We start from the raw sequence: 25957 nt of genomic DNA, 5'->3' as shown, positions 1-25957 counted from the left end.
GGTTTTATTGTGCAGGGGATCATACCGGGGCGAATGAAAACGTCGATGTCGAATGATGTCGCAAAGCCCTGTGTGGTTCGCCGCCAGCCAAGCGCCCGAATTGACATGTGGTTGTGCGGTTTGACGCAGCATCCATGACGGGCCGAATGCGATGCGCAAAAATTGGTGGCTCGATGGCCCGCGAATTTATCCATATGATGCCGAGCGCCAAGTTTTAAATCGATCATTTGAAGAGGGAGTTTCCGTCTTGACCTCCGCAAAGCCTGCGCCGCTTAACCGCCTCCGTCAGCTATGGCGGGAGGGACGCCCGACCTTCGGCGCGATCGCGACCATCCCATCGATCCAGACCGTGCAGATCATGGCGCGTTCAGGAATCGACTTCATCATTGTCGACCTCGAACACGGCCCGATCGATCTCGGTTCGGCGCATGCGATGATCACGGCGACTTCTGGTACGCCGTGCGTGCCGATGGTGCGGATTGCTGCCAACGAGCCGTGGCTGGCGAAAGCGCCGATGGACCTCGGCGCGCTCGGTATCAACTTTCCGATGATCTGCAATCGTGCCGACGCCGAGAAGGCGGTGCGCAGCGTGCGCTACCCGCCAAACGGCGAGCGGCTATGGGGCCCGTTTCATGCGCCGTTCCGCTGGGGCGTCTCGATGGCGGATTATATGGCGACCGCGGACGACGACATGATCTGCATGGTCACCATCGAACATGTCGAAGCGGTCGAGCGCATCGACGAGATCATGGCCACGCCCGGCATCGATGTCGCCGTGATCGGCCCAGGCGATCTCGCCACCTCCATCAACAAGCGCGGCCGGCCGGATGATCCCGAGGTAGTGGCACTGATGAAGCGTGCCGAGGAAGGCATCCTCAGGAGCGGCGTCCCGATCGGCGGCGTCGCGCGTACGGCCGAGCAAGCCAACAAGATGATCGACCGCGGCTACGTCGCGCTGGCGCTCGGCTTCGACTGGTCGCTGTTCCAGCGCGGCATCGCGGCAAGCTTTGAAGGGATCAAGCGATAGGTGCCGAGACGGCGGCAAGCCCTTCAAAGTTCTCGGGGTTTACGAGGTCCCTCGAGTGCGCGGCGCTGGCATCCGGGGCAATCCGGATACGAACCTTCTGGCGTCAAAACGCCTTGTTCGTGCTAGATGAGGTGCTGGCAGGGTGCCGGGGCAGCCAGCCGGCCCTTTGATTGATCTATTGCGGAAACCTGGGCGGAGCGATGCGCGGAACGGTTCGAAAAATCACACTACCGCGCCGTCTGGTCGCCGACCTCATGCACGCCTCGATCCGCGTGCCCTTTGTTTCGCTCTCGCGGCCCCTTAGCATTCGCGGCCTGCAGGAAGCCCGCGCGCAGGCCGCCCTGCGGCCGGGCTGGGCCGCGATTTTCGTCAAGGCCTTCGCGCTGGTGGCCAAGGAAGAGCCGATCCTGCGCACCCTCTATGTCAAATGGCCGATTCCTGCCTTCTACGAACTGCCGCGCAGCGTCGCGATGGTGGCGATCGCCCGGGTCGAGGACGATCAGGATTGCGTGCTGCCGCAAAAGGTCGCCGCGCCTGACGAAATGCCGCTTGCCGAGGTCGACGCCCTGATCCGGCACGCCAAGGTGGCGCCGATCGACGAGGTGCCGGCGTTCCGGAAGATCCTGCGGACCACACGGCTGCCGCTGCCGTTGCGGCGGCTGTTCTGGGCGGTCGGGCTGAATTTCGGCCGCCAGCGGGCCAATTATTTCGGTAGTTTTGGCGTCACATCCGTGGCCGCCTATGGCGCGGGCCAGCTCCATGCCATCAGCCCCGGGCCCTTTGTCCTGAGCTATGGGGTGGAAAAGCCCGACCAGACCATCGATGTGGTCTTGCGTTGGGATCACCGGATTACCGACGCCGCCCCGATGGCTAGGGCGCTCAACCGGCTGGAACAGGTGCTGAACGGCGAATTATCAGCCGAGTTGCGGGCCAATCGTCAGCAAACCGAGCCCAAACCGGTCCGAGCGGTCGCGACGTGACAGTGCCTCCTCTGGGGGCGCTTTTCGTTGACAGAACGGTGGTTTCTCCCTAAGAACCCGCTTGCTCGCGGGCCGGTTTCGGCCCGCGATGCGTTTCGCGACCCGTGGTCCTCCCCGAGCTTTCGAGGCGGACCTGTCGGCCCCGGCAACCCCGGTGCACAGGAGGGCGCGTTTCCTCAAACCCAAACTCTTAAGCAGAGGACGCGATGACAAAGCGCAGTGAGGCGAAATACAAGATCGATCGCCGTATGGGCCAGAACATCTGGGGCCGCCCGAAGAGCCCCGTGAACCGCCGGGAATACGGCCCCGGCCAGCACGGCCAGCGCCGCAAGGGCAAGCTGTCCGACTTCGGTGTCCAGCTTCGCGCCAAGCAGAAGCTTAAAGGCTACTACGCCAACATTTCCGAGCGCCAGTTCCACGGCATTTATGTCGAGGCCGGCCGGATGAAGGGCGACACCGGTGAGAACCTGATCGGCCTCCTGGAGCGCCGTCTCGACACGGTGGTCTATCGCGCCAAGTTCGTCGCGACGATGTTTGCCGCCCGCCAGTTCATCAACCACGGCCACATCAAGGTGAACGGCCGCCGCGTCAACATTCCGAGCTACAAGCTCAAGCCCGGCGATCTCGTCGAGATCAAGGAATCCTCCAAGCAGCTCACCCCGGTTCTGGAAGCAAGCCAGCTCGGCGAGCGCGACGTGCCCGACTTCATCGAAGCCGATCACTCCAAGATGACGGCGAAGTTCAGCCGCATCCCCGCGCTGTCGGACGTGCCGTTCGCGGTGCAGATGGAGCCGCATCTGATCGTCGAATTCTATTCGCGCTGATCGGTTTTCAGTTGCGAGATATCAAAGGCCCCGGTTTTGCCGGGGCCTTTTTGTATGCGAGTATGGCGTCGTCTCAACGCGAGCCTCGCTGTGGGCTTGCACCAATGCGGGATCAACATGCGCTTGCGCGACTGCCACAACTTTCATGATTTCCGCAGGCTGGCGCGCCGGCGGCTGCCCGGTCCTATCTTCGATTACATCGATGGCGCGGCTGACGACGAGGTGACCCATCGCCAGAACACCGCGAGTTTCGAGCGCTGTGACCTGGTACCCAACGTGCTGCGCGGCGTCGAAAACGTCGATCTGTCGGTGACGGTCCTGGGCCAGAAGCTCGCCATCCCGATCTATTGTTCTCCGACCGCACTGCAACGCCTGTTCCACCACGCCGGCGAACGCGCCGTCGCCGCCGCTGCGGCGAAGTACGGCACGATGTTCGGCGTCTCCTCGCTCGGCACGGTAAGCCTGGAGGAGCTGCGCAAGGCCCACGACACGCCGCAGGTTTATCAGTTCTATTATCATCGGGATCGCGGTCTCAATCGCGCGATGATGCAACGCGCGAAAGAAGCCGGCGTCCAGGTGATGATGCTCACCGTGGACAGCATCACGGGCGGCAACCGCGAGCGCGACAAGCGCACCGGCTTTTCGATTCCATTTCGGCTGACGCTTGCCGGGATGTACCAGTTCGGGATCAAGCCGGCCTGGGGCATCAATTATCTCACGCATGAGCGGTTCAAGCTTCCGCAACTGGACCAGCACGTCGACATGGGCAGCGGCGCGCTGTCGATCTCCAAATATTTCACCGAGATGCTGGATCCTTCCATGAACTGGGACGATGTGGCTGAAATGGTCCGGCTATGGAACGGGCACTTCTGCCTGAAGGGTGTCATGTCGGTGGCGGACGCGAGGCGCGCCGTCGAGATCGGTTGCACCGGCATCGTGCTCTCCAATCATGGCGGCCGGCAGTTGGACGGTTCGCGTGCGCCATTCGATCAATTGGCCGAAATCGTGGATGCGGTCGGCGGTCGAATTGACGTGATCATGGACGGCGGAATTCAGCGGGGCACCCATGTCTTGAAGGCGTTGTCGCTTGGAGCCAAGGCCGTAGGCGTTGGACGCTATTATCTCTATCCTCTCGCGGCAGCCGGCCAGGCCGGCGTCGAGCGGGCTCTCGACCTGATGCGGTCGGAACTCGAGCGGGGAATGAAGCTGATGGGATGCACCGCGATCAATCAGCTCTCTCGCGAAAATCTGCGGTTCAGATAATTTCTGTCCCGCCATCAAGTTGAAAGAGACGAGAAACTGCCATGCACTACACCCCTGCCCAGCGCGATCCCAAGGCCGATCCCATTCGCATCAATCTGTTGTCGGATACCCAGACGCGACCCACACCCGCGATGCGGGAGGCGATGGCGCGGGCGGAAGTCGGCGACGAGCAGATCGGCGACGATCCGACCGTGAATTTGCTGTGCGAGCGCGTGGCTGACCTGCTCGGCAAGGAAGCCGCCGTCTTCATGCCGTCAGGCACCATGTGCAACGTCGCGGCCACCCTCGCCCATTGCCGGCCGGGCGATGAAATCCTGGCCCACGCCACCGCCCATATCATCGCGCGTGAGGGCGGCGCGCATGCAGCGCTGGGCGGCTTCCAGATCATGCCGCTGCCGGGCGAGGACGGGCAGTTCGCGCCGGAAACATTCCGCGCCGCACTGCACCCGCGCTCGCGCTACCAGCCGCCGCAGACGGTCGTCAGCGTCGAGCAAACCGCCAATATCGGCGGCGGCACGATCTGGAAAAAAGCGGCGCTGGATGAAATCGTGGAGATCGCCGGGGCGCATGGGCTGATCACCCATATGGACGGCGCGCGGCTGCTGAACGCCTGCGTCGCGACCGGGATATCGGCGCGCGACATGGCCGCGGGCTGGGATTCGGCCTGGATCGACTTCTCAAAAGGCCTCGGCGCGCCGATCGGCGGCGTGATTGCGGGCTCGCGCGCCTTCATCGACGATGTCTGGCGCTGGAAGCAGCGCCTCGGCGGATCGATGCGGCAGGCCGGCATTTGCGCCGCAGCCTGCGTCTACGCGCTCGACCATCACGTCGACCGCCTCGCCGACGATCATGCCAATGCGCGGGCACTGGCGCGGGGCCTGTCGCAGATCGACGGCATCGAGGTGCAAGAGCCCGAGACCAACCTGGTGTTCTTCAAGCCTGATGGAGCCGGCATCGCGGGCGACAAGATGGTCGAGGCCTTGCGCAAGCGCGGCGTGCTGCTCGCCATGATGGACGGCCGCATTCGCGCCTGCACGCATCTCGACGTCAGTGCTGCGATGATCGAGGAGACCGTCGGGCTGGTGCGCGAGATCGTCCGCGGGGCGTAAGAGACGTCAGCCCGAGGCCGTGAACTCAGACAGCAGCAGGCGTGCGCGCCCGCCACAGCGCGCTGCCGAGCAGCAAATAGGTCGCGCCGGTCCACATCGCCTGCCAGTTCTGAAAGCCTTCGTTGAAGACGATATAGACCGCCGCCAGGGCGAACAGCCCGGCAAACACGGCTTCCGAGAGTGCCCGCTCGCCGGATTTCGAGCCGTTGAGAAACGCCAACGTCCAGAGCGGCACCACGGCCATGGTCAGTGCGGCGAACGGGAAGTCGCGCCAGCGCGCGTCGAATATCAGGCTGAGCGCGGTTTGCGCGGCAATGAGCGTCGTCACGATCAGCATAACGCCGAGCATGTTGCTCAAGAACAGCGGGGTCAGGCCCTTGGGCGGTCCCAATACTTCAAGAAACGCCGGAAGCCGTTGACCCGACATCAGCGCGTAGCTGGACAGCAGCGGCGCCGTCACGGCCGCCGTCAGCAGAAAACCCTGGACCAGCCAACCGCCAAGCCCGTAGCTTTCCTGGAGCATCTTGTCGATGCTGATGCCCAGCAAGATCCCGCCGGCGGTCGCGGATACGGCGACCGCGACCCATGATGCCAGGGACGGCGACGCCAGCCGCCGCTTCGGCGTGAAGAAGGCAACCGCGAATACGCCCATGCAGAGCAACAGCCCACCTGCCATCTGCAGCTTCCAGAACGGGTAGTTGCTGATGGCCACGCCGGCCGGATATTTCAGCTTGCGTTCGGCTCCGTCGAACAGGCCCCAATAGCCACCCACCGTTCCTTCCCAGCGGCGCTTCCATGGCTCGTCATAGGCCTCGAACAGATTGACGCGAAACTTGTCGCGTCTTGCCCGTTCGAGAATCTCGGAAATGAAACGTGCCTGGTTGACGCGGGAAGCCAGCGCGCCGTCGCGCATCCGCCCGTGGCTTGGCCAACCGGTTTCGCCGATCAAAATCTCCTTGCCAGGAAAGGCCGCGACGACCTGCTTGCGGACATCATCCACATGCGCGGCCGCATCCTCGGCGCGCGGCGGAAGGTCCTCCCAATAAGGCAGGAAATGGGCGGTGACGAAATCGACATCAGCGGCCACTTCGCGGTAACGCAGCCAGAATTCCCAGACATCGGCATAGGTTACCGGAACATCCACGCGCGGCTTGACCGTCTGGATTGTTTGACGAAGGTCGCCCACCGTCATATCGCCGCGCAGCAGCACTTCGCTGCCGACGATGAGCGCCGCGACCGTGCCGGGATGATCCTTCACCAGCGAGACCGCAATGTCGCAAAGTTGGGCGTTCTTCGCGCGATCACGCCCGATCCACACGCCGAGCAGAACCTTCAATCCGACCCTGGACGCAAGCTCGGGCACCTTGTCCAGCCCGTTATCGATGGAATATGTGCGGATGCATTTGGAGACTTTGGCAAGCTCCTTCAGATCCTCCGCGATCTGCTCCGGGCTGACGATGAGCGTCGGATCATGCGGCGTCTGATCGTTGCGGAACGGTGCGTAGGAAACGCATTCCAGCTTCGATGCATCATCGATCGGCGCGCGCGTCAGCGCCACCGGCGTGGCCAGCCACCACCACGCCGCGACAATGATGCCCAGCGATAGAAACAAAAGCGCCAGCGGCGTGCGAAAGCCGATTAGTCCTGCTCCCCTGACAGACGAATAGATGAGCCTGTTTAGCCGTGCGCGGCACGCATGTCGACCCGCTGAGCCCGCCGTGTGTACAATTGCGCGAGAGTACGGAAGCGGTGATATTAGGCTCCTTCAAAAGTGAGCTTTGTTTGCTCAAAATTGATCCCGCTTCGACGAGTGAAATGATGCCATTCAAGAGATTTTCCCGGCGACAATTTGGCGGACTTGCAGGCTCGTCGGCGTTTGGATTGTCGATGATGCTGTCGGCCAGGTCCAGTACGGCTCAATCGGATCAAGCGACCGGAATACAGAATCAGCGCCCCCCGTCGGATTTTCCGAGCGGCTTTCTGTGGGGCACGGCAACCTCCGCCTATCAGGTCGAAGGCGCCGTCAACGAAGACGGCCGCGGGCCGTCGATCTGGGACCGCTTTGCCCACACGCCCGGCACCATCTCCGATCGCAGCAATGGCGACACCGCGACCGACCATTATCGTCTCTACAAGCAAGACATCCAGCTCATGAAGTCGCTGGGCGTAAAAGCCTATCGATTCTCGATCGCATGGCCGCGCGTCTTCCCGGAGGGGACCGGATCGGCAAATCCAAAAGGCCTCGATTTCTACAGCCGCCTTGTCGACGAATTGTCGGCGAACGGCATCGAGCCGTTTGCAACCCTGTATCATTGGGACCTGCCGCAGGCGCTGCAGGATCGCTTCGGCGGCTGGACCTCGCGCGACACCTCAAAGGCATTCGCGGACTACGCAGCCCATGTCACTGCCCGTCTGAGCGACCGCGTGAAGCATTTCTTCACCATCAACGAATGCTCCAGGCTCGTTCATCTCGGCCACGGCCTTGGCGCCGACGCGCCGGGCCTCAAACTACCGCAATCAGGATTGAACCAGGTCCGTCACCACGTCGCGCTGGGACATGGTCTCGCGGTTCAGGCGATTCGCGCACATGGGCGCGCCGGAACCCGAGTCGGTCCGGCGGAAAATGCCGTGAGCTGCATCCCTGCCATCGAAACGCCGGCCAACATCCGTGCGGCCGAGATCGCGACGCGCGAACTCAACGCCGGCTATCTGACCGTGATGCTAGAGGGAAAATACACGGACGCATATCTGGCGCGGGCCGGCAACGACGCGCCGAAATTCACCGCCGATGATCTGCGCGTCATTTCATCCCCGATCGATTTCGTCGGGCTGAACGTCTACACGCCCGACCATTATGTCGTTGCCGCCGACAACGAGCGCGGCTTCACGCTGGCGCCGTTTCCCGCCTCGTTTCCGCACATGAAAGCGAGCTGGCTCAGGCCGGGCCCCGAGGCCATCTACTGGGTGCCGCGCCATGTCGCCAAACTGTGGAACGTGAAGTCGATCTATATCACCGAGAACGGAACGTCGGGCAGCGACCAGCCGGCCGCGGATGGGACCATCTACGACGTCGATCGCATCATGTACCTGCGCAACTACCTGACACAGTTGCAGCGTGCGACATCCGAGGGCGTGCCCGTGCTCGGATACTTCCTGTGGAGCCTGATGGACAATTTCGAATGGTCCGACGGCTATGAGCAGCGCTTCGGCATCTACCACGTCGACTTCGATTCCAAGCGGCGTACGCCGAAACTGAGCGCGGCTTTCTATCGCGAGACGATCGCTCGAAACGCGGTGGCGTAATCAGACGATTGTCAATCCTTGCGCAGGCCCTTGCCGAGCGCCTCATACATGATCGTCTTTAGCGCCAGTTGAATTCGTCCGCCCTGCGTAGGCGCCTGCACCATGAAGACAACGAGCAAGTCGTCCTGCGGATCGACGAAATAGAAACTGCCGCCTGCGCCATCCCACCGGTATTCGCCGAGCGGCCATGTGGTGTTTGGCGGCGGTGAGGTGCGCACGGCAAAGCCAAGACCGAAGCCGCTGGACGGGCCCGGAAAATAAAAGGGATCGTGAATGATCCTGGTTTCCGGACCGATCTGATCCGACGTCATGAGCGCGACTGTTTCGGGCTTGAGGTACCGCCTGCCGTCCAGTTTGCCGCCATTCAGCAGCATCTGCAGGAACCGGGCGTAGTCGGCGGCCGTCGAGACCAGACCCGCGCCACCGGATTCCCATCGCCGCGGCACCGTCGGGTCGCCGATTCCGGCCACCCGAAAGCGGTCGACTGGATATGGCTGGGCAATGCGCGGCCATTTCGTTTTATCGGTGACATAGTATGCGGTCTCGGACATGCCGAGCGGGTCGAACAGTCGCTGCTTCTCGAATTGAGATAGCGTCTGCCCCGAGACCACCTCGACGACGCGGCCGAGCACGTCGGTCGAGTGGCTGTAGTTCCAACGTGTTGCAGGCTGATCGGCGAGCGGCAGTGTCGCGATGCGGTCAGCGAATTCGGCGTTGTCGAAGTCGCCGGCGTACAATTGCGGGTTGGCATAGAGTTTCTGCACCGCGGTTTCGCCGAAGAAACCGTAGGTGATACCCGACGTGTGCCGGAGCAGATCCCTGATCGTGATCGGGCGCTTCAGCGGCTCGAGTTTGAGCGGATACTTTCCTGCTTCATCGGAAAGATCGACGCCGACTTTTGCGTCCGCAAAGGAGCGAATGTATTTCGACACGGGATCATCGAGGGCCAGCTTGCCGTCGTCGACCAGCATCATCGCGGCAACCGAGGTGACGGCCTTCGACATCGAATAGATCTGGAAAATCGTGTCCCGCGTCATCGGCTGGCTGGACGCCGGATCCCGCACGCCAAAACATTCGAAATAGACCGGCTTGCCGTGCTGCTGGATCAGAAGCACCGCGCCGGGAATCTTGCCGGTCGTGATCTCGTTGCGAACGTGGTCACCGATCCGGTCAAGGGCCGCGCGCGAAAAAGTTGGCGCGGCCGGCGCTTTCGGCTCGGCCCGCGCCTCATGCGGATGGCCGCCGATCAGGGAACCCACGAGCGCCGCCGCAGCAAGGCAGCGCCCGGTGGCGCCATCAGTTCTCCAGCGCTTCATAGACCAACTGCTTCAGCGTCCGCTGGATGCGCTGGCGTTCCGTCGGAGTCTGCTCGAGCAGCACGAAGAACATGTCCTGCTTGCGGTCGACCACGAAATAGCAGCCGCTGGCGCCATCCCATTTCAATTCGCCAAGGGATCCCGGCGGCGGCGGCTTGGCATTGCCGGGATCGGTGCGCACCGCAAGCCCGAGGCCCATTCCGAAGCCGTCCCCCGGGAAATAGAAATAATCCCGCTCGACCCCGGACCCGGGGCCGACATAGTCGGTCGTCATCAGCTTGAACGTTTCGGGCTTCAGATAGGTCTTGCCCTCGAACGTGCCGCCATTGAGCAGCATCTGCGTAAAGCGGCGGTAATCTGCCATGGTCGAGTACATGCCGCCGCTGGCGAATTCGATCTTCTTGACGTTGGTCGGGTTGGTGTCGCGGCCGACGCGGAAGTTGCTGTCGTTGGGCACCGGCAGCGCGATCCGCTTTTGCTTCTCCGGATCGGTGATGTAGAAGCCGGTGTCGACCATGCCGAGCGGATCGAGCAGCCTTTCACGCATGATCGTGAGCAGGGATTTTCCGGACGCGACCTCCATCACGCGCGCCAGGACGTCGGTGGAATGACCGTATTGCCAGAGCGCGCCAGGCTGATTGTGCAGCGGCAGTTTGGCGATCCGTTCGGCGAACCCGGCCAGATCGAAATCTCCCTCATAGATATTGGCGGCCGCATAGGCCTTGCGGACCAGGCTGTCGCCGTAGAAGCCATAGGTGATCCCTGACGTATGCACCATCAGGTCACGGACGGTCATCGGCCGGATCGTTGGCACCAGTTCGAGCGTCTTGGTGCCATCCTCGTTCTTCTTCTCGACACCAACCTTCACATTCGCGAAGGATGGAATGTACTTTGAGATGGGATCGTCGAGTTTGATCGTGCCGTCCTCGACCAATTGCATGGCCACGACCGACGTGATCGCTTTCGTCATCGAGAACAGGCGGAAGATCGTCTTGTCGGTGATTGGCTTCCTGGACTCCACGTCCTGAACGCCGAAGGTTTCGTGATAGACTGGCTTGCCGTGCTGCTGGATCAGAACGTTCGCACCGGCGATCTTGCCGTTCGTCACCTCGTTCTTGAAGAACTCGGTGATCTTCGCAAGCTTGTCCTTGTTGAAACGCGCGCCGGCGGGAATATCGAACGTGCCATCGGCACGGACTTGTGGCACTGCAACGAGCATTAGCGCGCCGCAGACAAGCACGCGCCGCAATTGACGTGAGTTCATTGGAACCCCCTCCGGAATTCGGACAGGAGTGTAGCTGCGCCGTTAGTCGGCGCAAGGGCTGCCAAAGGCTGCCAGCGCCTCTTCATGCAACCGAGCGCTGTCGCGGGAGAAGCAGCAGAAGATAACCCTTGTCACGGTAGGCGCCGCGGCCAGTCCATCGACGACGGTTGCGGCTGCGATGCCCGCCGCACGGTCGGCAGGGAAGCGATAGACGCCCGTAGAGATCGCGGGAAAGGCCAGAGAGGAGAGCGCGTTGGCCTGGCAGAGCTCGAGAGAGCGCCGATAGCAGGAAGCGAGCAGCCCTTCCTCTCCATCAGTGCCGCCGTGCCAAACCGGCCCTACGGCGTGGATCACATGGCTGGCCGGCAACCGGTATCCTCGGGTGATCTTGGCGTCGCCGGTCGCGCAGCCGTTCAGCGTGCGGCACTCGGCAAGCAGTTCAGGTCCGGCCGCCCGATGGATTGCGCCATCGACGCCGCCCCCGCCGAGCAGGGACGAGTTCGCCGCGTTGACGATGGCGTCAACGCGCAGCGTCGTAATGTCGGCAACAACGACTTCCAACCGCGCCTGGCCGACCCGGCGCGCGGTGCCGCTCAGGCGGAAGCCGCCGCGTTGAGGGTGACGCCCTTGTCGGCAAAGAGCTGCTGCAATTCACCGGCCTGGAACATCTCGCGGATGATGTCGCAACCGCCGACGAATTCGCCCTTCACGTAAAGCTGGGGGATGGTCGGCCAGTTCGAGTATTCCTTGATGCCGTTGCGAAGCTCGGCGGATTCCAGCACGTTCAGCCCCTTGTAGCCGACGCCGACGTGGTCGAGGATCTGGACCACCTGCCCCGAGAAACCGCACTGCGGAAACTGCGGCGTGCCCTTCATGAACAGCACGACGTCGTTCGACTTCACTTCGTTGTCGATGAATTGTTCAATGCTCATATTTGCTTCCTTTTGGGGCTCTGCCCCCTGCGGCGTCGCCTTACGGGCCGGCTCGTCCACCTAACCCGGATACATGCCATATATGTAGCCCAAACGATTGTGCATCCAAAGTAAAATGGCGAAGAGCTGGCATGCTCGGGGCCGGCTCGGGCACCCCTGACCCATAGTCTGACAGCATTAATATCATAGCGGGGGCAGGCTTTTTTCCCGGAACAGAGCCCCTATCTAGGACGGACTGCCCGCCGGGAACCAGTTTCCCGGACTAACGTTCTCTCCTTCGAACGGAGATACCCGTGACGAAACCAGTAGCCGCCGCCGCGTTCGCGACCCCCGCACCGTCACTTTTCTCCGATTCCGGCGCCCTCGCCCAGAACTTGGCGGAAGCCTATCTGGCCGTCCGCGGCGAGACCGAGCGCCGGGCCGCTCCCTTGAGCCCCGAGGACCAGCTCATACAGTCGATGCCGGACGCTAGCCCGGCCAAATGGCATCGCGCCCATACCACCTGGTTCTTCGAGCAATTCCTGCTCGGCGAGCACTGCGAGGGTTACCAGCCGTTCCACCCTGATTATGCGTTTCTATTCAATTCCTATTATGTCAGCGCCGGACCGCGGCACGCCCGTCACCAGCGCGGCCATTTGACCCGCCCGAGCGCGGACGAAGTCACCGCCTATCGCCGGCATGTCGATGCCGCCGTGATAAAATTCTTCCAGACCGCCGGCGAGGAGCGCCTCGCAAAACTGGTCCCGCTGGTGGAGGTCGGCCTCAACCACGAGCAGCAGCATCAGGAATTGATGCTGACCGACATCCTGCACGCCTTTGCCCAGAACCCGATCCCGCCGGCCTACGATCCGTCGTGGCGCTTCCCAGTGCCGCACCGTTCGGCAGAGGAATGGGTCACCCTCAACGAGGGCATCCACAGCGTTGGCCACGCCGACGACAGCTTCCATTTCGACAATGAAAAGCCGGCGCACCGCGCGCTGGTCGGCCCGGTCAGGCTCGCCCGCAACCTCGTCACCAATGCCGAATGGCTCGCCTTCATGCAGGACGGCGGCTACGGCACGGCGACGCTCTGGCTGATGGACGGCTTTGCCGCGGCGACTGGCGAGAGCTGGCAGGCGCCCGGCCACTGGCGCCAGCTCGACAGCGAATGGCGGATCATGACGCTCGGCGGATTGCAGCCGATCGATCCGGCCGCCCCGGTCAGCCATGTCAGCTATTACGAGGCGGACGCATTCGCGCGCTGGGCCGGCCGCCATCTGCCGACCGAAATGGAATGGGAAGTCGCCGCCCGCGCCGGTCAGCTCAACGATGCCTTCGGCATCGTCTGGCAGTGGACCCGCAGCTCCTATTCTCCCTACCCCGGCTACCGTGCCATCGAGGGGGCGCTCGGGGAATACAACGGCAAGTTCATGGTCAATCAACTGGTGCTGCGCGGCTCCTCGCTTGCAACCCCGGCCGGCCACAGCCGCATCACCTACCGTAACTTCTTCTATCCGCATCACCGCTGGCAATTCACGGGGCTGCGCCTCGCCGATTACGCCTGACATTTTCGATCATCGAAGCGCGCCGGAAAGCGCGTTCAGGAGAGTATCATGAATGTGCATGCCGCCGCTTTGGCCCACACGCTCCCGTTCGACGAGCAGACGTCCGCCTTTGCCGGCGATGTGATCGGCAACCTCTCGCAATTCCCCAAGCGCCTGTCGCCGAAATATTTCTACGACGCCGCAGGCTCGGAGCTGTTCGAGCAGATCACGGTGCTGCCGGAATATTACCCGACCCGCACCGAGCTCGGCATCCTGCGCAGCCGCGGCGACGAAATCGCCGCACTCATTCCGAAGGGTGCGGCCCTGGTCGAATTCGGCGCCGGCGCGACCACCAAGGTCCGCCTGCTATTGGAGCGCTGCGATTTTTCCGCCTACGTCCCGGTCGATATTTCGGGTGATTTCCTGAATGCGCAGGCCAGCGGCTTGCGCGAGGATTTTCCCGATCTCGGCGTTTACCCGGTTGCCGCCGATTTCACCGCGCCATTCGAGCTGCCGGCCGAAATCGCCGACATGCCCAAGGTCGGATTCTTCCCGGGATCGACGCTCGGCAACTTCGAGCCGCACGAGGCGCGCGCCTTCCTGCGCAGCGCGCGCGATATTCTCGGCGAAGACGCACAGATGATCATCGGCGTCGACCTCGAGAAGAACGAGCGGGTGCTGTACGACGCCTATAACGACGCTGCCGGCGTCACCGCGCGGTTCAATCTCAACGTTCTGGTCCGCATCAACCGCGAACTCGGCGGCAATTTCGACGTCTCCGCCTTCATGCACCGCTCGATCTACAATCGCGAGCGGCATCGCATCGAGATGCATCTGATTTCCAAGAAGGCGCAGAGCGTGCGCATCCTGGGACGGAATTTTTCATTCCGTCCCGGCGAGAGCATCCACACCGAGTCGAGCTACAAATACAGTCTCGACCGCTTCACCGTGTTGGCGCGCGAGTCGGGTTGGTCGGTGCGGGAATCCTGGACCGACCGCGACCAGATGTTTTCGGTTCACGCGCTGATGGCGTCAGCCTGAAAATTGGTCGCGGGCTTGCTGCTCACGTCTTGCAGACGGACCGCCTGCGGTCCGGCCGCGGTCTGCGCGTTGGCGCAATGCGGGGGGCGACAGATATCCAGTCGTCGGACAACCGGTCTGCACCCAACAGCCACGCGTGAATGATCCGCCACTTGTCCTGTCCGCGGGACTGGAAATCCAGCAGCGGAGATCCTGCGTCCTGCATTTCGTGGAAAAATTTCAACGAGTCTTTTCCAGTCGGTCCGTCCGGCTCGATCGCCCGCGTCAATATCCAGCGGTCCCACTCTTCAATAATCCGTACTCTTGCTTCGCTCTGTTTCATAGGCGCGTATTCCCACCACGGCACCCCCGTGGGCACTGAGTGATCGCGCTGGTCAAGGTTTGATGGAAAGGTGCTTACGCCGCCGCGCGTCCCCACACCTTGTCCGGGCTCAGTATAACCAAACTTCTTAACAAGTATTCATCTTTATTACCCCGCCCGCAAAACGGTCCATCTGCGCTGTCGTTTCCCCTTCGAAATGTCCAATTTTTGACGCGGACTCAGCCGAGCCTCCGCGGCAGCATGGCTTGGGGTGAGTTCGTGCCAGGGGATATCAGTCATGGGCAACGCATATCCAGCGTCCAGCAACCGCAAGCAACGTTCGGCATCGTCGTCTGTTCACAATGACACGGACACCGGCTGGGACGAAGGAGCAGACACCGAGCGGGTGGCACTTCGCGAGGAAAATGCGAGGCTCCGCGCTCTCGTCGTCCAACTGTCAAATCTCGTTCTCAGAAATGTCGTCGATCAGCACAACTCGCCGCAATTGATGCCGGTGAGAAGGCCCAGGCTGGACTAAGGGCGCTATCCCGCCGGATCGGACCGCAGCGAGACCGATTCCCACACCGCGACCGCGATCATGATCGCGGTGGTCAGGATCGATAGCATCAACGGCGACAGCTCGCTTGCGAACCAGGCGAGCACGCAAAGCGTGATGATGCCCGCGCCGTGCGAGAGCTGAAGGAAGCCGCGGAAGCTCAACTTGAACAGGATGGTCCCGAACAGAAACAGCAAGGGGCCGCCGATCGCACTCGTTACCGTCTTCAGGTCGGAATGTCCGCCCGGGTGTTTCAGCACGAGTTCGTCCGCCACCGCCGCGACGATGATGCCGGCCACGATCGGCAGGTGCAGATAGGTATAGGCCAGCCGCGCCAGCCTTCCCGGCTCGCTCGATTTTGAAAGCTGCTCGGAGCCGGCCTTGGCACCAAGGGTGGAAATAGATCCACCACATCGCGATGCTGCCGACCAGGGCCGAGACGAACGCCAGGACGTTTTCGGTGGTCCAGGCGAGTTCGGCAAAAGTCGCGCCGATGACGACGATGGATTCGCCGAGCGTAATGATGATGAACAGCCCGCAGCGCTCCGCCATATGACCGCCTTCGATCATCCAGTCGGCGACCGAGGACGCGCCGTGGCGGGGAATCCAGAACCGCACCGCCGGCGAAACATATTCGATGACAAGCGCGGCGGCCCATAGCGCCAACCGCCACTGGCCTTCGACTATCCCGCCGGCGATCCAGAAGATGGCCGACACCGAGAGCCAGGCGGCGATCCGGATGGCATTCAGGCGTGTCCGCGGGCGCGAGGGCGGCGTCGATAACCAGAGAAATATCGTCTTGCCGACCTGCATCGACGCGTAGGCGATGGCAAACCACAGGCCGCGCTCGTCAAACGCCTTTGGAATCGAGGTCGATAGCACCAGCCCGCCCAGCATCATCGCGAACAGCAGGAGACGGACCGGAGTCTTTTCGGGATTGAGCCAGTTGGTGATCCAGGTAGTGAAGACCCATACCCACCAGACCGCGAGAAACAGCAGCGTGACCTGCAACGCACCCAGCGGCGTAAAGTGAGCCAGCAGCGTGTGCGATATTTGCGTGATCGCAAAGACGAAGACGAGGTCGAAGAACAGCTCTGCGTAAGTGACGCGGCTATGCTGGTGCGGCACGATCGGGCGAAACAGCGCGCCGTGTGCGTTCTCCGTCATCGATGCCCCCGCCGGCCGGGACTAGCTGTCAGGTACTCCCGGTCCGCCAGGTACGCCGGTCTGCAGCGCCAGCGCATGCAGCAAGCCGCCCATCTGCCCCTTGAGCGACTGGTAGACGATCTGGTGCTGCTGCACGCGCGACTTGCCACGGAAGGACTCCGAGATCACGGTCGCGGCGTAGTGATCGCCATCGCCCGCGAGATCGCGGATCGTCACCTCGGCATCGGGGATAGCTGCCTTGATCATCGACTCGATATCGTGGGCATCCATCGGCATTCCAGCATGTCTCCTCAGGTGTTTCGAATCACGGCCGGCTCGCGCGACCGTGACGGCCGAACCTAGCGCGTACGCTCTTCTAGGTCACGCCTGGCGGCACTATATTCCCGGCCGAACCGTTTGACACCGCGAGATCGCGTCGCGCCCGATCATTTCGGGCTGACCTAAAAAGAGGCTCAAAATCATGAAATTGCCTGGTCCCGACCATCCGATCACGATTACGGCAAACCCCAAGCGCGTCCGGGTCTCGGCAAATGGCGTGGTCATTGCCGATACCACCCGCGCGCTGATCCTCAAGGAGGCCAGCTATCCGGCGGTGCAATATGTCCCGCGCGAGGACGCCAATATGGCGTTATTGTCCCGCACCGAGCGGACCACCCATTGTCCGTACAAGGGGGACGCGAACTATTTCAGCATCAACGCCAAGGGCAAGAACCTCGAAAATTCGATCTGGACCTACGAGACGCCCTTCCCGGCCATGGCCGAGATCGCCGGCCGGCTGGCGTTCTATCCGGACAAGGTGACGGTCGAGGAAGTGGCGTAATAAAGAAGAACGTCATTCCGGGGCGATGCGAAGCGCGAACTATGGGGCGCCCTTGCGCCCCTGAGAATCCCAGGATTCCCCGGGGTGCAATTGCACTCCTGAGGTCTGGCGCGTTGCGCCATCCCGGAATGACGACGTAGAGCTACGCCCTGAATATCGTCAGCCCAAGGATGAGCAGAACCAGGAAGATCACCACGAAGACATAGAACAGGAAGCGGGCGATGTCGGCAGAGGCTTCCGAAATGCCGGTGAAGCCGAGAATGCCTGCGACGATGGACACCAGAAAGAAGATCAGCGCCCACTTGAGGATTGTCATTGCGTGCTCCGGGACCTCCATGGCCGCGCCAATGGCGGCCAATCCATCCACTCGTTCTAACCGCGGGTTGCGTCACGGGTTCCGCAGCAACCCGGCGCGACGAGGCAGAGTTGTCCGGCACAATTCGGCCTTGCTGAATCAGGTTCCCCGCTGCAACATTTGACTACATAGCCTGGCTGGGAGGCGCGCATGACATCGATTTCCGCCGTGGGGCATGCCGACGTGGGCGCAGAGCCCAAGGCCAAATCGCGAAACCTTTCGCTCGATCGCGCCCGCACCTTCCTGACGTTGGTGGTGCTGCTCCACCATGCCGTCATCCCCTATACCTATTTCGGTCATACCGATCCGAAGTACTTCTTCGGCTTCGATATGATCGTGCTCGCCACCGACAGTTTCTTCATGGCGATGTTCTTTTTCCTGTCGGGACTGTTCGCCTGGTCTGGTATCGCCCGGAAGGGACCGCTGAGCTATTTGGCAGATCGCCTGCTTCGGCTTGGCTTACCCTTCGTGATCTGCGCCTTCACGGTCATTCCGCTCGCCTATTACGCCATCTCACTGCGGCACCATCCCGAGATCGGCTTTTCGGAATACTGGTGGAATATGATTACGAAGGGCCCCTGGCCGAGCGGGCCGATCTGGTTCCTTTGGGTCCTGCTCAGTTTCGACGTGGTGGCCTGCATCTTGTATCGGCTGTCACCCAACCTGCTCGATCCGATCAACCGCCTCTCGCTGCACGGTCGTCGCCGCCCCGCAGTTTTCTTCGCGGTCATGCTTGCTGTCACCGCTGCGTTCTACATTCCCGGGCTGGTTCACTACGGACATAGCAGTTGGTTCGAGTTCGGGCCGTTCTCGGTGCAGCACGGGCGCGTGATGCTCTATGCGAGCTATTTCTTTTTCGGTGCCGGCATCGGCGTCGCACAAATGGATCGCGGGCTGCTCTCGGCAGACGGACGGATGGCGAAAGTGAGCTGGGACTGGATGGTGCTGGCGATCGTTCCGTATTGCCTCTTGTGGGTGCTGATCTTCATCAAGCGCCAAATACTGGGAAATCCGTCGCCGCTGCCGGACTGGTATGAAGCGCTCTATGCCATCTGCTTCACCGTCTTCAGCGTGGCCATCATGTTTCTGATCCTGGCCTTTTTCCAGAGGTTCAGGCAATCAGGCTCAGCCAGGCTACTCGACCCGATGCAGTCGGACGCCTACGGCATGTTCCTGGTGCACTACCCGATCGCGCTTTGGCTGCAATACTGGCTGTTCGACTATGACCTGCCAGCGGTCGTCAAGGTCACGATCGGGTTCGTGCTGACAGTCGCGGCGAGCTGGGCGCTGACGCGAGCGTTGCGGCAGATCCCGGGCGCGAGCAAGGTACTGTGAGCGCCACGCCGTCGTTCCGGGGCGATGCGTAGCATCGAACTATGATGCACAATTGCGCACCTGAGAATCTCGAGATTCCCCGATGCGCAATTGCGCATCTGAGGTCTGGTCCTTCGGACCATCCCGGAATGACGACAAACTGTTACGCCGCCTTGCCGCTCATATAGGCAGGCAGCCAGTGCTCGAACGCCGTTTTCAGCACGTCCACCGCGACCGGCGCGTCGTCGGCAACCGCAACCGCATCGCCGCCCGTGGTACCGATCCGTGCACACGGCACGCCCGCGCCCTTCATCTTCGCCAGCACGAGACCGGCATCCGCCGCCGGCACCGTCACGATGTAGCGTGCCTGGTCCTCGCCGAACCAGTAAGCGTGCGGCACGATCGCGTTCGGCGCCGCCAATAGCTGCGCGCCGATGCCACTGGCAATCGCCATCTCGGCCAGCGCGATCAGCAAGCCGCCGTCGGAGACGTCATGCACCGCGGTCGCCGTGCCGGCGTGGATCATGCCGCGCACTACGTCGCCGTTGCGCTTTTCGGCGGCCAGATCGACCGGCGGCGGCGCGCCTTCTTCGCGGCCGCAGATGTCGCGCAAGTACACCGACTGTCCGAGCCAGCCCTGCGTATCGCCGATCAGGAGGATCGCTTCGCCGGCCGCCTTGAAAGCCAGCGTTGCCGACTTGGTGAAGTCGTCGAGCACACCGACGCCGCCGATCGAAGGCGTCGGCAGAATGCCGCGGCCGTTGGTCTCGTTGTAGAGCGAGACGTTGCCCGAAACGACAGGGAAATCGAGCGTGCGGCAAGCCTCCGAAATGCCCTTCAGGCAGCCGACGAACTGGCCCATGATTTCGGGCCGTTCCGGATTGCCGAAATTGAGGTTGTCGGTGATCGCGAGCGGGCGGCCGCCTACCGCGGTGATGTTGCGCCATGCTTCGGCGACGGCCTGCTTGCCGCCTTCGAATGGATCGGCCTCGCAATAGCGCGGCGTCACGTCGACGGTGAGCGCGAGCCCCTTCGGCCCGTCCTCGACGCGCACCACCGCGGCATCGCCGCCCGGACGCTGCACGGTATTGCCCAGAATGACGTGGTCGTATTGCTCCCAGACCCAGCGCTTCGAGCATAGCTCCGGCGTGCCGATCAGCTTCTCCAGCGCCGCGGAAATGCCGATCGGCGCCGTCACCTCGCGCGCCTGCACCATCGGCAAGGCTGCGGATGGGACGTGCGGCCGGTCATAGACCGGCGCCTCGTCGCCGAGCTCTTTGATCGGCAGATCGGCCATCACGTCGCCGCCGTGCTTTACCACGAAGCGTTTGGTCGGCGTGGTGTAGCCGACGATGGCGAAATCGAGCCCCCACTTTGTGAAGATCGCCTCGGCCTCTTTCTCCTTCTCCGGTTTGAGCACCATGAGCATGCGCTCCTGGCTTTCCGAGAGCATCATCTCGTAGGCGCTCATGCCGGTTTCGCGGGTCGGCACCGCGTTGAGATCGAGTTCGACGCCGAGATCGCCCTTGGCGCCCATCTCGACCGCCGAACACGTCAAGCCCGCCGCGCCCATGTCCTGGATTGCGATGACGCAGCCCTTTTCCATGATTTCGAGGCAGGCTTCCAGCAGCAGCTTTTCCGCGAAGGGATCGCCGACCTGCACGGTCGGGCGCTTCTCCTCGGAATTGTCGTCGAACTCGGCCGAGGCCATCGAGGCGCCGTGAATGCCGTCGCGCCCGGTCTTGGAGCCGAGATAGACGATCGGCATGTTCACGCCGGAGGCGGCCGCATAGAAAATCTTGTCGGTCTCGGCTAGACCGACCGCCATTGCGTTGACCAGGATGTTGCCGTCGTAGCTGGTGTGGAAGCGCACCTGCCCGCCGACTGTCGGCACGCCAAAGGAATTGCCATAGCCGCCGACGCCAGCCACCACGCCCGAAACAAGATGCCGCGTCTTGGGGTGCTCCGGCGCGCCGAAGGAAAGCGCATTGAGGCAAGCGATGGGCCGCGCGCCCATCGTGAATACGTCGCGCAAAATGCCGCCGACGCCGGTGGTCGCGCCCTGATACGGCTCGATGTAGCTCGGGTGGTTGTGGCTCTCCATCTTGAAGACGACCGCCTGCCCGTCCCCGATGTCGATCACGCCGGCGTTCTCGCCGGGCCCCTGGATCACCCAGGGCGCCTTGGTCGGCAGGCCGCGCAGATGGATGCGCGAGGATTTGTACGAGCAGTGCTCGTTCCACATCGCCGAGAAAATCCCGAGCTCGGTGAAGGTCGGCACCCGCCCGATCAGCTTGAGGATGCGCTCATACTCGTCGGGCTTCAGCCCGTGGCTGGCGACGAGTTCGGGGGTGATCTGGGGCTCGTTCATGGGTGCCTTAATAGGAAGATCAAGGGGATGCGAAAAGGCCTTTTATGGCGCATTTCCGCCCTGTCCAGAGCTTTGCGAAGGGGGCCTTGCGGGATCGGCGTTTGCACATCGTTCCCGGATCGGATTTAAGGGCTGAAACATCGAATTGAAGGTCATTTTTAGTGAACGAACTCCCCCAAAATGCATTTCACCGCCGCCCCGATCTGCATGTCGAAACCGAGGGCGAATTTGCGGGCTGGCGGACCTGGACCCGCGACAGTTTCGAGACCCATAACGGCCCGTTCTGGCACCGAATGGACGAAAACGGCCAGGTGCGCTGCGCGTTCCGGGTCGAGAAAAAACACCTCAACGGCATGCGCAACGTCCATGGCGGCTGCTTCATGTCGTTCGCCGACTACTGCCTGTTTGCGATCGCCTCTTCCGTGCTTGAGGGGCCGGGCGTGACGGTATCGTTTGCCTGCGAGTTTCTCGATGCCGCGCGCGAAGGCGAGCTGGTCGAATGCGAGGGTGAGATCACCCGCGCCGGCGGCTCGCTGATCTTCCTGCGCGGCGTGCTGAAATCGGGCGAGCGGTCGCTGTTCACCTTCTCAGGGACGATCAAGCGGGTGAAGTGGAAGAAGCCTGCCGGCACCGCCGCCGTTGCCACCTGACGCGCCACAGGCCCGTCGCGGCTGGCGCGACTATGCGTTGCTGCTCGCGCTGGCGTGCTGCTGGAGTTCGACCTATCCGCTGACCAAGATCGGCCTCGGCTCGATCCCGCCGGTCACCTTCATCTCGGCGCGCTCGCTGATCGCGGCGGGCTTCCTGCTGGTGATCCTGCGCGCCCGCGGCTTACGGCTGCCGACGGACGGCAAGGCCTGGAAGCTGTTTGCGTTCCAGCAGACCATCAACTCGACTATTCCGTTCCTGATGATCACCTGGGCGCAGCAATATGTGGCGGCAGCGCCGACCGTCGTGCTGGCCTCGACCACGCCGATCTTCGCCTTCCTCATCACCTGGGCCATCACGCGGCACGAGCCCGCGACGCTGCTGAAGCTGATCGGCGCCATTCTGGGCCTGGCCGGTACGGCCGTGACCATTGGCCTCGATACGCTCGGCGGGCTCTCCAGCAACCTCTTTGCCGAAACGGTCATCCTGATCGCCACCATCTCGTTCGCCTGCGCCACGATCTTCGGGCTCAAGCTGACCGACTACGATCCGATGGTGGTCGCGGCCGGCTCGCTGTTGTTCGGCGGCACCGTGCTGCTGCCGCTCGCGCTGATCGTCGATCATCCCTGGACCTTGCGGCCGACGGCCGAGGCGCTGGTGGCCACCGCCGCGATGGGCATCTTCTCGAGCGCCTTCGGGCTGATGCTGTTCTACATGTGCCTGACGCGGCTCGGCACGCTGACCACCAATGCGCAGGGCTACTTGCGCATCCCGATCGGCGTCGGCCTGTCGGTGCTGTTGCTCGGCGAACCCGTACCGCCGAATCTGGCGCTCGGCCTCGTCCTCGTGATGGCGGGCGTCGCCGCAATGACCATCCCGCGCGCCCATTATCGCAAGTGGGTCGAGCGCCTGCGCGGCAAGCCGAAAGCCGGATGAAGACCGTCGGCGTTCAAGTCGACAAATTGTTTCTCGGCGGTCGAAAGCCACTCGGCCTGGGCTTCGCGCAAATATTTCGGCGCGCGTCGCAGCGGGGAACGGTGGTGGAACAGCAACCAACCGTGATTGACCCACTGGAACGCTCGCAGGCGCATCGTGTTGCGCCGTTACGCAGCAAGAAAAGGAGCAATCATGAAACTCGCAACAATCGGATTGGCCATGGCGCTGGCATTCACGAACACCTTTGCCCTGGCGCAAACCGGCGGCAGCGGCGCGGGCGGAAGTTCGGGCACGGGTGGCGCGGCGGCAGGTGGTGCGGCAGGATCCTCTACCAGCGGAACGACCGCCGGAAGTGGAACGGGCGGTAATTCCACCACCGGCATGAGCAACGATGCCGGCAGCGCCGCAGCCGACCGAAACAGTGCAGTGAATCCGTCAGGGAACACCCACATCAACCCCTCGCCGAGCGGTTCGACCCTATCGCCGACGGGTCCGGGTTCGACTACCGGCCGATAACAAGAAGCCCCGCTCGGCGGGGCTTTTTCATTGCATGATCGCTGGGTGCTACTTCTTCTCTTCCAGCAGCTTTGTATTTCTCGACATCGCCGTCACCACTGGCCGAGCACTTCGCTCGCATACTCGTTGGCGTCAGGAGCAACGGTGGAGAGATCGTCTTGATAATCCTGCGCGCGGGTTGCCACGGCGCATAGCAGCGCCAAACCGACGACCGTCAGGCGCGACACCAAGAATCTTACGCCGCCTTTTGCAGATGCGCGGCAAGGCCCGCGAACAGGCCGCGGCCGTCGGTGCAGCCCATGATGTCTTCGACGTGGTTTTCCGGATGCGGCATCATGCCGAGCACATTGCCGCGCGCGTTGACGATGCCGGCGATCGACTGCGCCGCGCCGTTGATGTTGGATTCCTCGTCGACGATGCCCTCGGCGGAGCAGTAGCGGTAGAGCACCCTCCCCTCGCCCTCGAGCCGCTTCACTGTTTCCTCGTCGGCTTCGTAGTTGCCCTCGCCATGGGCGACCGGCACGCGAATGACCTGGCCGGCGTTGTAGCCGCGCGTGAACGGCGAATCCGAGCGCTCGACCCGCAGATGCACGTCCCTGCAGACGAATTTCAGCTTGGCATTGCGCATCAGGACGCCAGGCAACAGCCCCGCTTCGCAGAGGATCTGAAACCCGTTGCAGACGCCGAGCACCAGGCCGCCATCGGCGGCATATTTGCGCACCGCGTCCATGACAGGGGCGCGCGCCGCAATGGCGCCGCAGCGCAGGTAGTCGCCATACGAAAACCCGCCGGGCACGACCACGAGATCGGTGCCATCAGGCAACTCGGTCTCGGCATGCCACACCATCGCCGCCTCCTGCCCCGAGGCGAGCTTCAGCGCCCGCGCCATGTCGCGCTCGCGGTTGATTCCGGGAAAGACGAGAACGGCTGATTTCATGGCGGTTCCGACTGGAAAGGAGATTCGGCGGCAGACCGCCGACCGGCCGAAGACATAACCATTTGACGCGGGTTTTTCCAGTGCTAGCGTCGCCAAAACGGCCTGCGTGGAAGCCACGTTCAACAACAATCGCTCAGGGATGGAAACCATGAATGTCCCGTCGCGGGCGACATCTGCAACCCAACCGAGGACCTCCGAAGGCGTCGTCGCGGCCGGTGTTTACGTCGATGGCCGCCGTATCGCCAATATCGCCATCGAGGAGGCATCGAGCTGGCGCTGCAAGCCCGGTCACGTCGTCTGGATCGGCCTCTACGAGCCGGATCTCGCGCTTCTGACCAGCGTGCAGCAGCAATTCGACCTGCACGATCTCGCGATCGAGGACGCCAACCACGCCCATCAGCGCCCCAAGATCGAGCAATATGGCGACGGCCTGTTCATCGTGGCGCGGACGGCGCAATTGATCCAGGGCCGGATTGCGTTCGGCGAGACCCACTTGTTCGTCGGCGAAGGCTATCTGGTCTCGGTGCGCCACGGCGCATCGACGTCATACGCGGCGGTACGCGCGCGCTGCGAGAGCTGTCCCCGAGCGCTGGCGCGCGGCGAGGACTATATTCTCTACGCCATCCTCGATTTCATCGTCGACAATTACTCCCCCGTGCTGGACGCGATCCACGAAGAGGTCGAGGAGATCGAAGACCACGTGCTCGCCAGCGCCATCACGCGGACTCAGGTCGAGCGGCTCTATATGCTGCGCCGGGATCTCTTGCGGCTGCGCAACGCGATTGGGCCGCTGGTGGAAGTCTGCCGCCGGCTTGAACACGACAATTTGCCGATGGTGCGCTCGACCATGCGGCCGCTGTTTCGCGATGTCACCGATCATGTCAGGACCATTCAGGAGCGCACCGATTCAATGCGCGAGGTGCTGGCCTTCGCGTTCGAGGCAAGCCTTTTGGTCGGCCAGGCGCAGGAGACCGCTGTCTCCAAGAAGCTGGCCTCATGGCTCGCCATCATCGCGGTGCCGACGGCGCTGGCCGGAATCTACGGGATGAACTTCAAGCACATGCCCGAGCTGGACTGGCAGTACGGATATCTCATGGTGCTGGGACTGATGCTCGCCGCCTGCACGGGGTTGTATTGGCAATTCCGCCGCGTGGGGTGGCTGTGAGCGGCGGACCGGCCCGCGCGCGTTGCTACCCCAGAAGCTCGACCCGGTAATTCTCGATCACGGTGTTCGCCAGGAGCTTGTCGGCAGCATCCTTCAGTGCCGCCTCGGCCTTGGCCTTGTCCGAGCCTGAAAGCTCGATGTCGAACACCTTGCCCTGGCGGACGCTGGCGACGCCATCGACGCCGAGCGATTTCAGCGCGCCTTCGATGGCCTTGCCCTGCGGATCGAGGATGCCGGATTTCAACGTAACGGTAACGCGTGCCTTCACGAGACTTGCCCCAGTTCTTCT

26 protein-coding genes and 1 pseudogene are annotated in these 25957 nt (G+C 62.6%); 14 read left to right on the top strand and 13 right to left on the bottom strand.

The features are described 5' to 3' along the window. Positions 1-247 precede the first annotated feature (247 nt). The 5 genes from LMTR13_RS15560 (at position 248) to LMTR13_RS15540 (ending at position 5203) form a co-directional block, all read left to right on the top strand. Entirely contained in the window at positions 248-1027 is a 780-nt protein-coding gene (locus LMTR13_RS15560) for an HpcH/HpaI aldolase family protein (protein ID WP_065732720.1), read from the top strand. Between the two features lie 200 nt (positions 1028-1227). Beyond that, on the top strand, positions 1228-2007 hold the full coding sequence (locus LMTR13_RS15555) for an acyltransferase (protein ID WP_065728635.1): 780 nt from the start codon (positions 1228-1230) through the stop codon (positions 2005-2007). Positions 2008-2213: 206 nt separating this feature from the next. After that, on the top strand, positions 2214-2831 hold the full coding sequence (gene rpsD, locus LMTR13_RS15550; RefSeq protein ID WP_065728634.1) for a 30S ribosomal protein S4: 618 nt from the start codon (positions 2214-2216) through the stop codon (positions 2829-2831). 117 nt (positions 2832-2948) lie between these two features. Next, positions 2949-4094, top strand: a complete 1146-nt coding sequence (locus LMTR13_RS15545) for an alpha-hydroxy acid oxidase (RefSeq protein WP_065728633.1) — start codon at positions 2949-2951, stop codon at positions 4092-4094. A 41-nt stretch (positions 4095-4135) separates the two neighbouring features. Next, positions 4136-5203 carry a threonine aldolase family protein gene (locus LMTR13_RS15540; protein ID WP_065728632.1) on the top strand — a complete coding sequence of 356 codons (1068 nt, stop codon included), beginning with the start codon at positions 4136-4138 and terminating at the stop codon, positions 5201-5203. A 25-nt stretch (positions 5204-5228) separates the two neighbouring features. Here LMTR13_RS15540 and LMTR13_RS15535 read toward each other — a convergent pair whose 3' ends face one another. After that, the gene (locus LMTR13_RS15535) at positions 5229-6824 is read right to left on the bottom strand and encodes a glycoside hydrolase family 17 protein (RefSeq protein ID WP_236843470.1); all 1596 of its coding nucleotides are present in this window, start codon (positions 6822-6824) and stop codon (positions 5229-5231) included. Between the two features lie 197 nt (positions 6825-7021). Here LMTR13_RS15535 and LMTR13_RS15530 point away from each other — a divergent pair, with 197 nt between their 5' ends. Continuing rightward, positions 7022-8506 carry a GH1 family beta-glucosidase gene (locus tag LMTR13_RS15530; protein WP_065732719.1) on the top strand — a complete coding sequence of 495 codons (1485 nt, stop codon included), beginning with the start codon at positions 7022-7024 and terminating at the stop codon, positions 8504-8506. An 11-nt stretch (positions 8507-8517) separates the two neighbouring features. Here the strand turns inward: LMTR13_RS15530 and LMTR13_RS15525 are convergent, their stop codons facing one another. The 4 genes from LMTR13_RS15525 to grxD are packed head-to-tail and all read right to left on the bottom strand — an operon-like array spanning position 8518 to position 12018. Next, positions 8518-9822: a serine hydrolase domain-containing protein gene (locus tag LMTR13_RS15525; RefSeq protein WP_065728630.1), complete on the bottom strand. Its 1305-nt coding sequence runs from the start codon at positions 9820-9822 to the stop codon at positions 8518-8520. Next, a complete protein-coding gene (locus LMTR13_RS15520; protein WP_065728629.1) occupies positions 9803-11086 on the bottom strand; it encodes a serine hydrolase domain-containing protein in 1284 nt (427 codons plus the stop codon). The genes LMTR13_RS15525 and LMTR13_RS15520 overlap by 20 nt, the downstream gene beginning before the upstream one ends. A 42-nt stretch (positions 11087-11128) precedes the next feature. After that, the gene (locus LMTR13_RS15515; protein ID WP_065728628.1) at positions 11129-11683 is read right to left on the bottom strand and encodes an O-acetyl-ADP-ribose deacetylase; all 555 of its coding nucleotides are present in this window, start codon (positions 11681-11683) and stop codon (positions 11129-11131) included. Then, the gene (gene grxD / locus LMTR13_RS15510) at positions 11680-12018 is read right to left on the bottom strand and encodes a Grx4 family monothiol glutaredoxin (protein WP_065732718.1); all 339 of its coding nucleotides are present in this window, start codon (positions 12016-12018) and stop codon (positions 11680-11682) included. The genes LMTR13_RS15515 and grxD overlap by 4 nt, the downstream gene beginning before the upstream one ends. Before the next feature lie 293 nt (positions 12019-12311). Here grxD and egtB point away from each other — a divergent pair, with 293 nt between their 5' ends. Continuing rightward, a complete protein-coding gene (gene egtB / locus LMTR13_RS15505) occupies positions 12312-13562 on the top strand; it encodes an ergothioneine biosynthesis protein EgtB (RefSeq protein WP_065728627.1) in 1251 nt (416 codons plus the stop codon). 48 nt (positions 13563-13610) lie between these two features. Next, positions 13611-14582 carry an L-histidine N(alpha)-methyltransferase gene (gene egtD / locus LMTR13_RS15500; RefSeq protein WP_065728626.1) on the top strand — a complete coding sequence of 324 codons (972 nt, stop codon included), beginning with the start codon at positions 13611-13613 and terminating at the stop codon, positions 14580-14582. 22 nt (positions 14583-14604) lie between these two features. On the opposite strand, the gene LMTR13_RS15495 is transcribed toward egtD, so the two are convergent. From LMTR13_RS15495 to LMTR13_RS15480, 3 genes and pseudogenes are all read right to left on the bottom strand, one after another. Further along, positions 14605-14904 (bottom strand): hypothetical protein, encoded by a 300-nt coding sequence (locus LMTR13_RS15495; RefSeq protein WP_156795641.1) that lies wholly within the window; start codon positions 14902-14904, stop codon positions 14605-14607. Positions 14905-15426: 522 nt separating this feature from the next. Next, positions 15427-16606, bottom strand: a pseudogene (locus tag LMTR13_RS15485) (low temperature requirement protein A). Between the two features lie 21 nt (positions 16607-16627). Further along, on the bottom strand, positions 16628-16882 hold the full coding sequence (locus LMTR13_RS15480) for a BolA family protein (protein WP_065728623.1): 255 nt from the start codon (positions 16880-16882) through the stop codon (positions 16628-16630). A gap of 184 nt (positions 16883-17066) precedes the next feature. Between LMTR13_RS15480 and LMTR13_RS15475 the strand changes: the two genes are divergently transcribed. Continuing rightward, positions 17067-17426 carry a DUF427 domain-containing protein gene (locus tag LMTR13_RS15475; RefSeq protein WP_065728622.1) on the top strand — a complete coding sequence of 120 codons (360 nt, stop codon included), beginning with the start codon at positions 17067-17069 and terminating at the stop codon, positions 17424-17426. A gap of 142 nt (positions 17427-17568) precedes the next feature. Here LMTR13_RS15475 and LMTR13_RS15470 read toward each other — a convergent pair whose 3' ends face one another. Then, a complete protein-coding gene (locus LMTR13_RS15470) occupies positions 17569-17742 on the bottom strand; it encodes a DUF1328 domain-containing protein (protein ID WP_065732717.1) in 174 nt (57 codons plus the stop codon). Positions 17743-17931: 189 nt separating this feature from the next. On the opposite strand from LMTR13_RS15470, the gene LMTR13_RS15465 reads away from it, so the two are divergent. Next, a complete protein-coding gene (locus LMTR13_RS15465; protein ID WP_065728621.1) occupies positions 17932-19116 on the top strand; it encodes an acyltransferase family protein in 1185 nt (394 codons plus the stop codon). Between the two features lie 142 nt (positions 19117-19258). Here the strand turns inward: LMTR13_RS15465 and purL are convergent, their stop codons facing one another. Next, positions 19259-21466, bottom strand: a complete 2208-nt coding sequence (gene purL, locus LMTR13_RS15460) for a phosphoribosylformylglycinamidine synthase subunit PurL (protein WP_065728620.1) — start codon at positions 21464-21466, stop codon at positions 19259-19261. A 161-nt stretch (positions 21467-21627) separates the two neighbouring features. On the opposite strand from purL, the gene LMTR13_RS15455 reads away from it, so the two are divergent. The 3 genes from LMTR13_RS15455 (at position 21628) to LMTR13_RS40785 (ending at position 23566) form a co-directional block, all read left to right on the top strand. Further along, entirely contained in the window at positions 21628-22116 is a 489-nt protein-coding gene (locus LMTR13_RS15455) for a PaaI family thioesterase (protein ID WP_065728619.1), read from the top strand. Further along, the gene (locus LMTR13_RS15450; protein WP_065728618.1) at positions 22106-23050 is read left to right on the top strand and encodes a DMT family transporter; all 945 of its coding nucleotides are present in this window, start codon (positions 22106-22108) and stop codon (positions 23048-23050) included. The genes LMTR13_RS15455 and LMTR13_RS15450 overlap by 11 nt, the downstream gene beginning before the upstream one ends. A gap of 192 nt (positions 23051-23242) precedes the next feature. Then, the gene (locus tag LMTR13_RS40785; RefSeq protein ID WP_156795640.1) at positions 23243-23566 is read left to right on the top strand and encodes a hypothetical protein; all 324 of its coding nucleotides are present in this window, start codon (positions 23243-23245) and stop codon (positions 23564-23566) included. Between the two features lie 92 nt (positions 23567-23658). Here the strand turns inward: LMTR13_RS40785 and LMTR13_RS40780 are convergent, their stop codons facing one another. Then, positions 23659-23796 (bottom strand): hypothetical protein, encoded by a 138-nt coding sequence (locus tag LMTR13_RS40780; protein WP_156795639.1) that lies wholly within the window; start codon positions 23794-23796, stop codon positions 23659-23661. A 5-nt stretch (positions 23797-23801) separates the two neighbouring features. Next, positions 23802-24503 carry a phosphoribosylformylglycinamidine synthase subunit PurQ gene (gene purQ / locus LMTR13_RS15435; RefSeq protein ID WP_065732716.1) on the bottom strand — a complete coding sequence of 234 codons (702 nt, stop codon included), beginning with the start codon at positions 24501-24503 and terminating at the stop codon, positions 23802-23804. 148 nt (positions 24504-24651) lie between these two features. Between purQ and corA the strand changes: the two genes are divergently transcribed. Beyond that, positions 24652-25668: a magnesium/cobalt transporter CorA gene (corA, locus tag LMTR13_RS15430; protein ID WP_083219460.1), complete on the top strand. Its 1017-nt coding sequence runs from the start codon at positions 24652-24654 to the stop codon at positions 25666-25668. 25 nt (positions 25669-25693) lie between these two features. On the opposite strand, the gene purS is transcribed toward corA, so the two are convergent. Further along, positions 25694-25936 carry a phosphoribosylformylglycinamidine synthase subunit PurS gene (gene purS, locus LMTR13_RS15425; RefSeq protein WP_065728615.1) on the bottom strand — a complete coding sequence of 81 codons (243 nt, stop codon included), beginning with the start codon at positions 25934-25936 and terminating at the stop codon, positions 25694-25696. Between the last annotated feature and the right edge of the window lie 21 nt (positions 25937-25957).

It is taken from the genome of Bradyrhizobium icense (assembly GCF_001693385.1).
Classification (GTDB): domain Bacteria; phylum Pseudomonadota; class Alphaproteobacteria; order Rhizobiales; family Xanthobacteraceae; genus Bradyrhizobium; species Bradyrhizobium icense.
The sequence above is the reverse complement of the archived record's forward strand: the minus strand, read 5'-3'. Positions and strand labels throughout refer to the sequence as shown.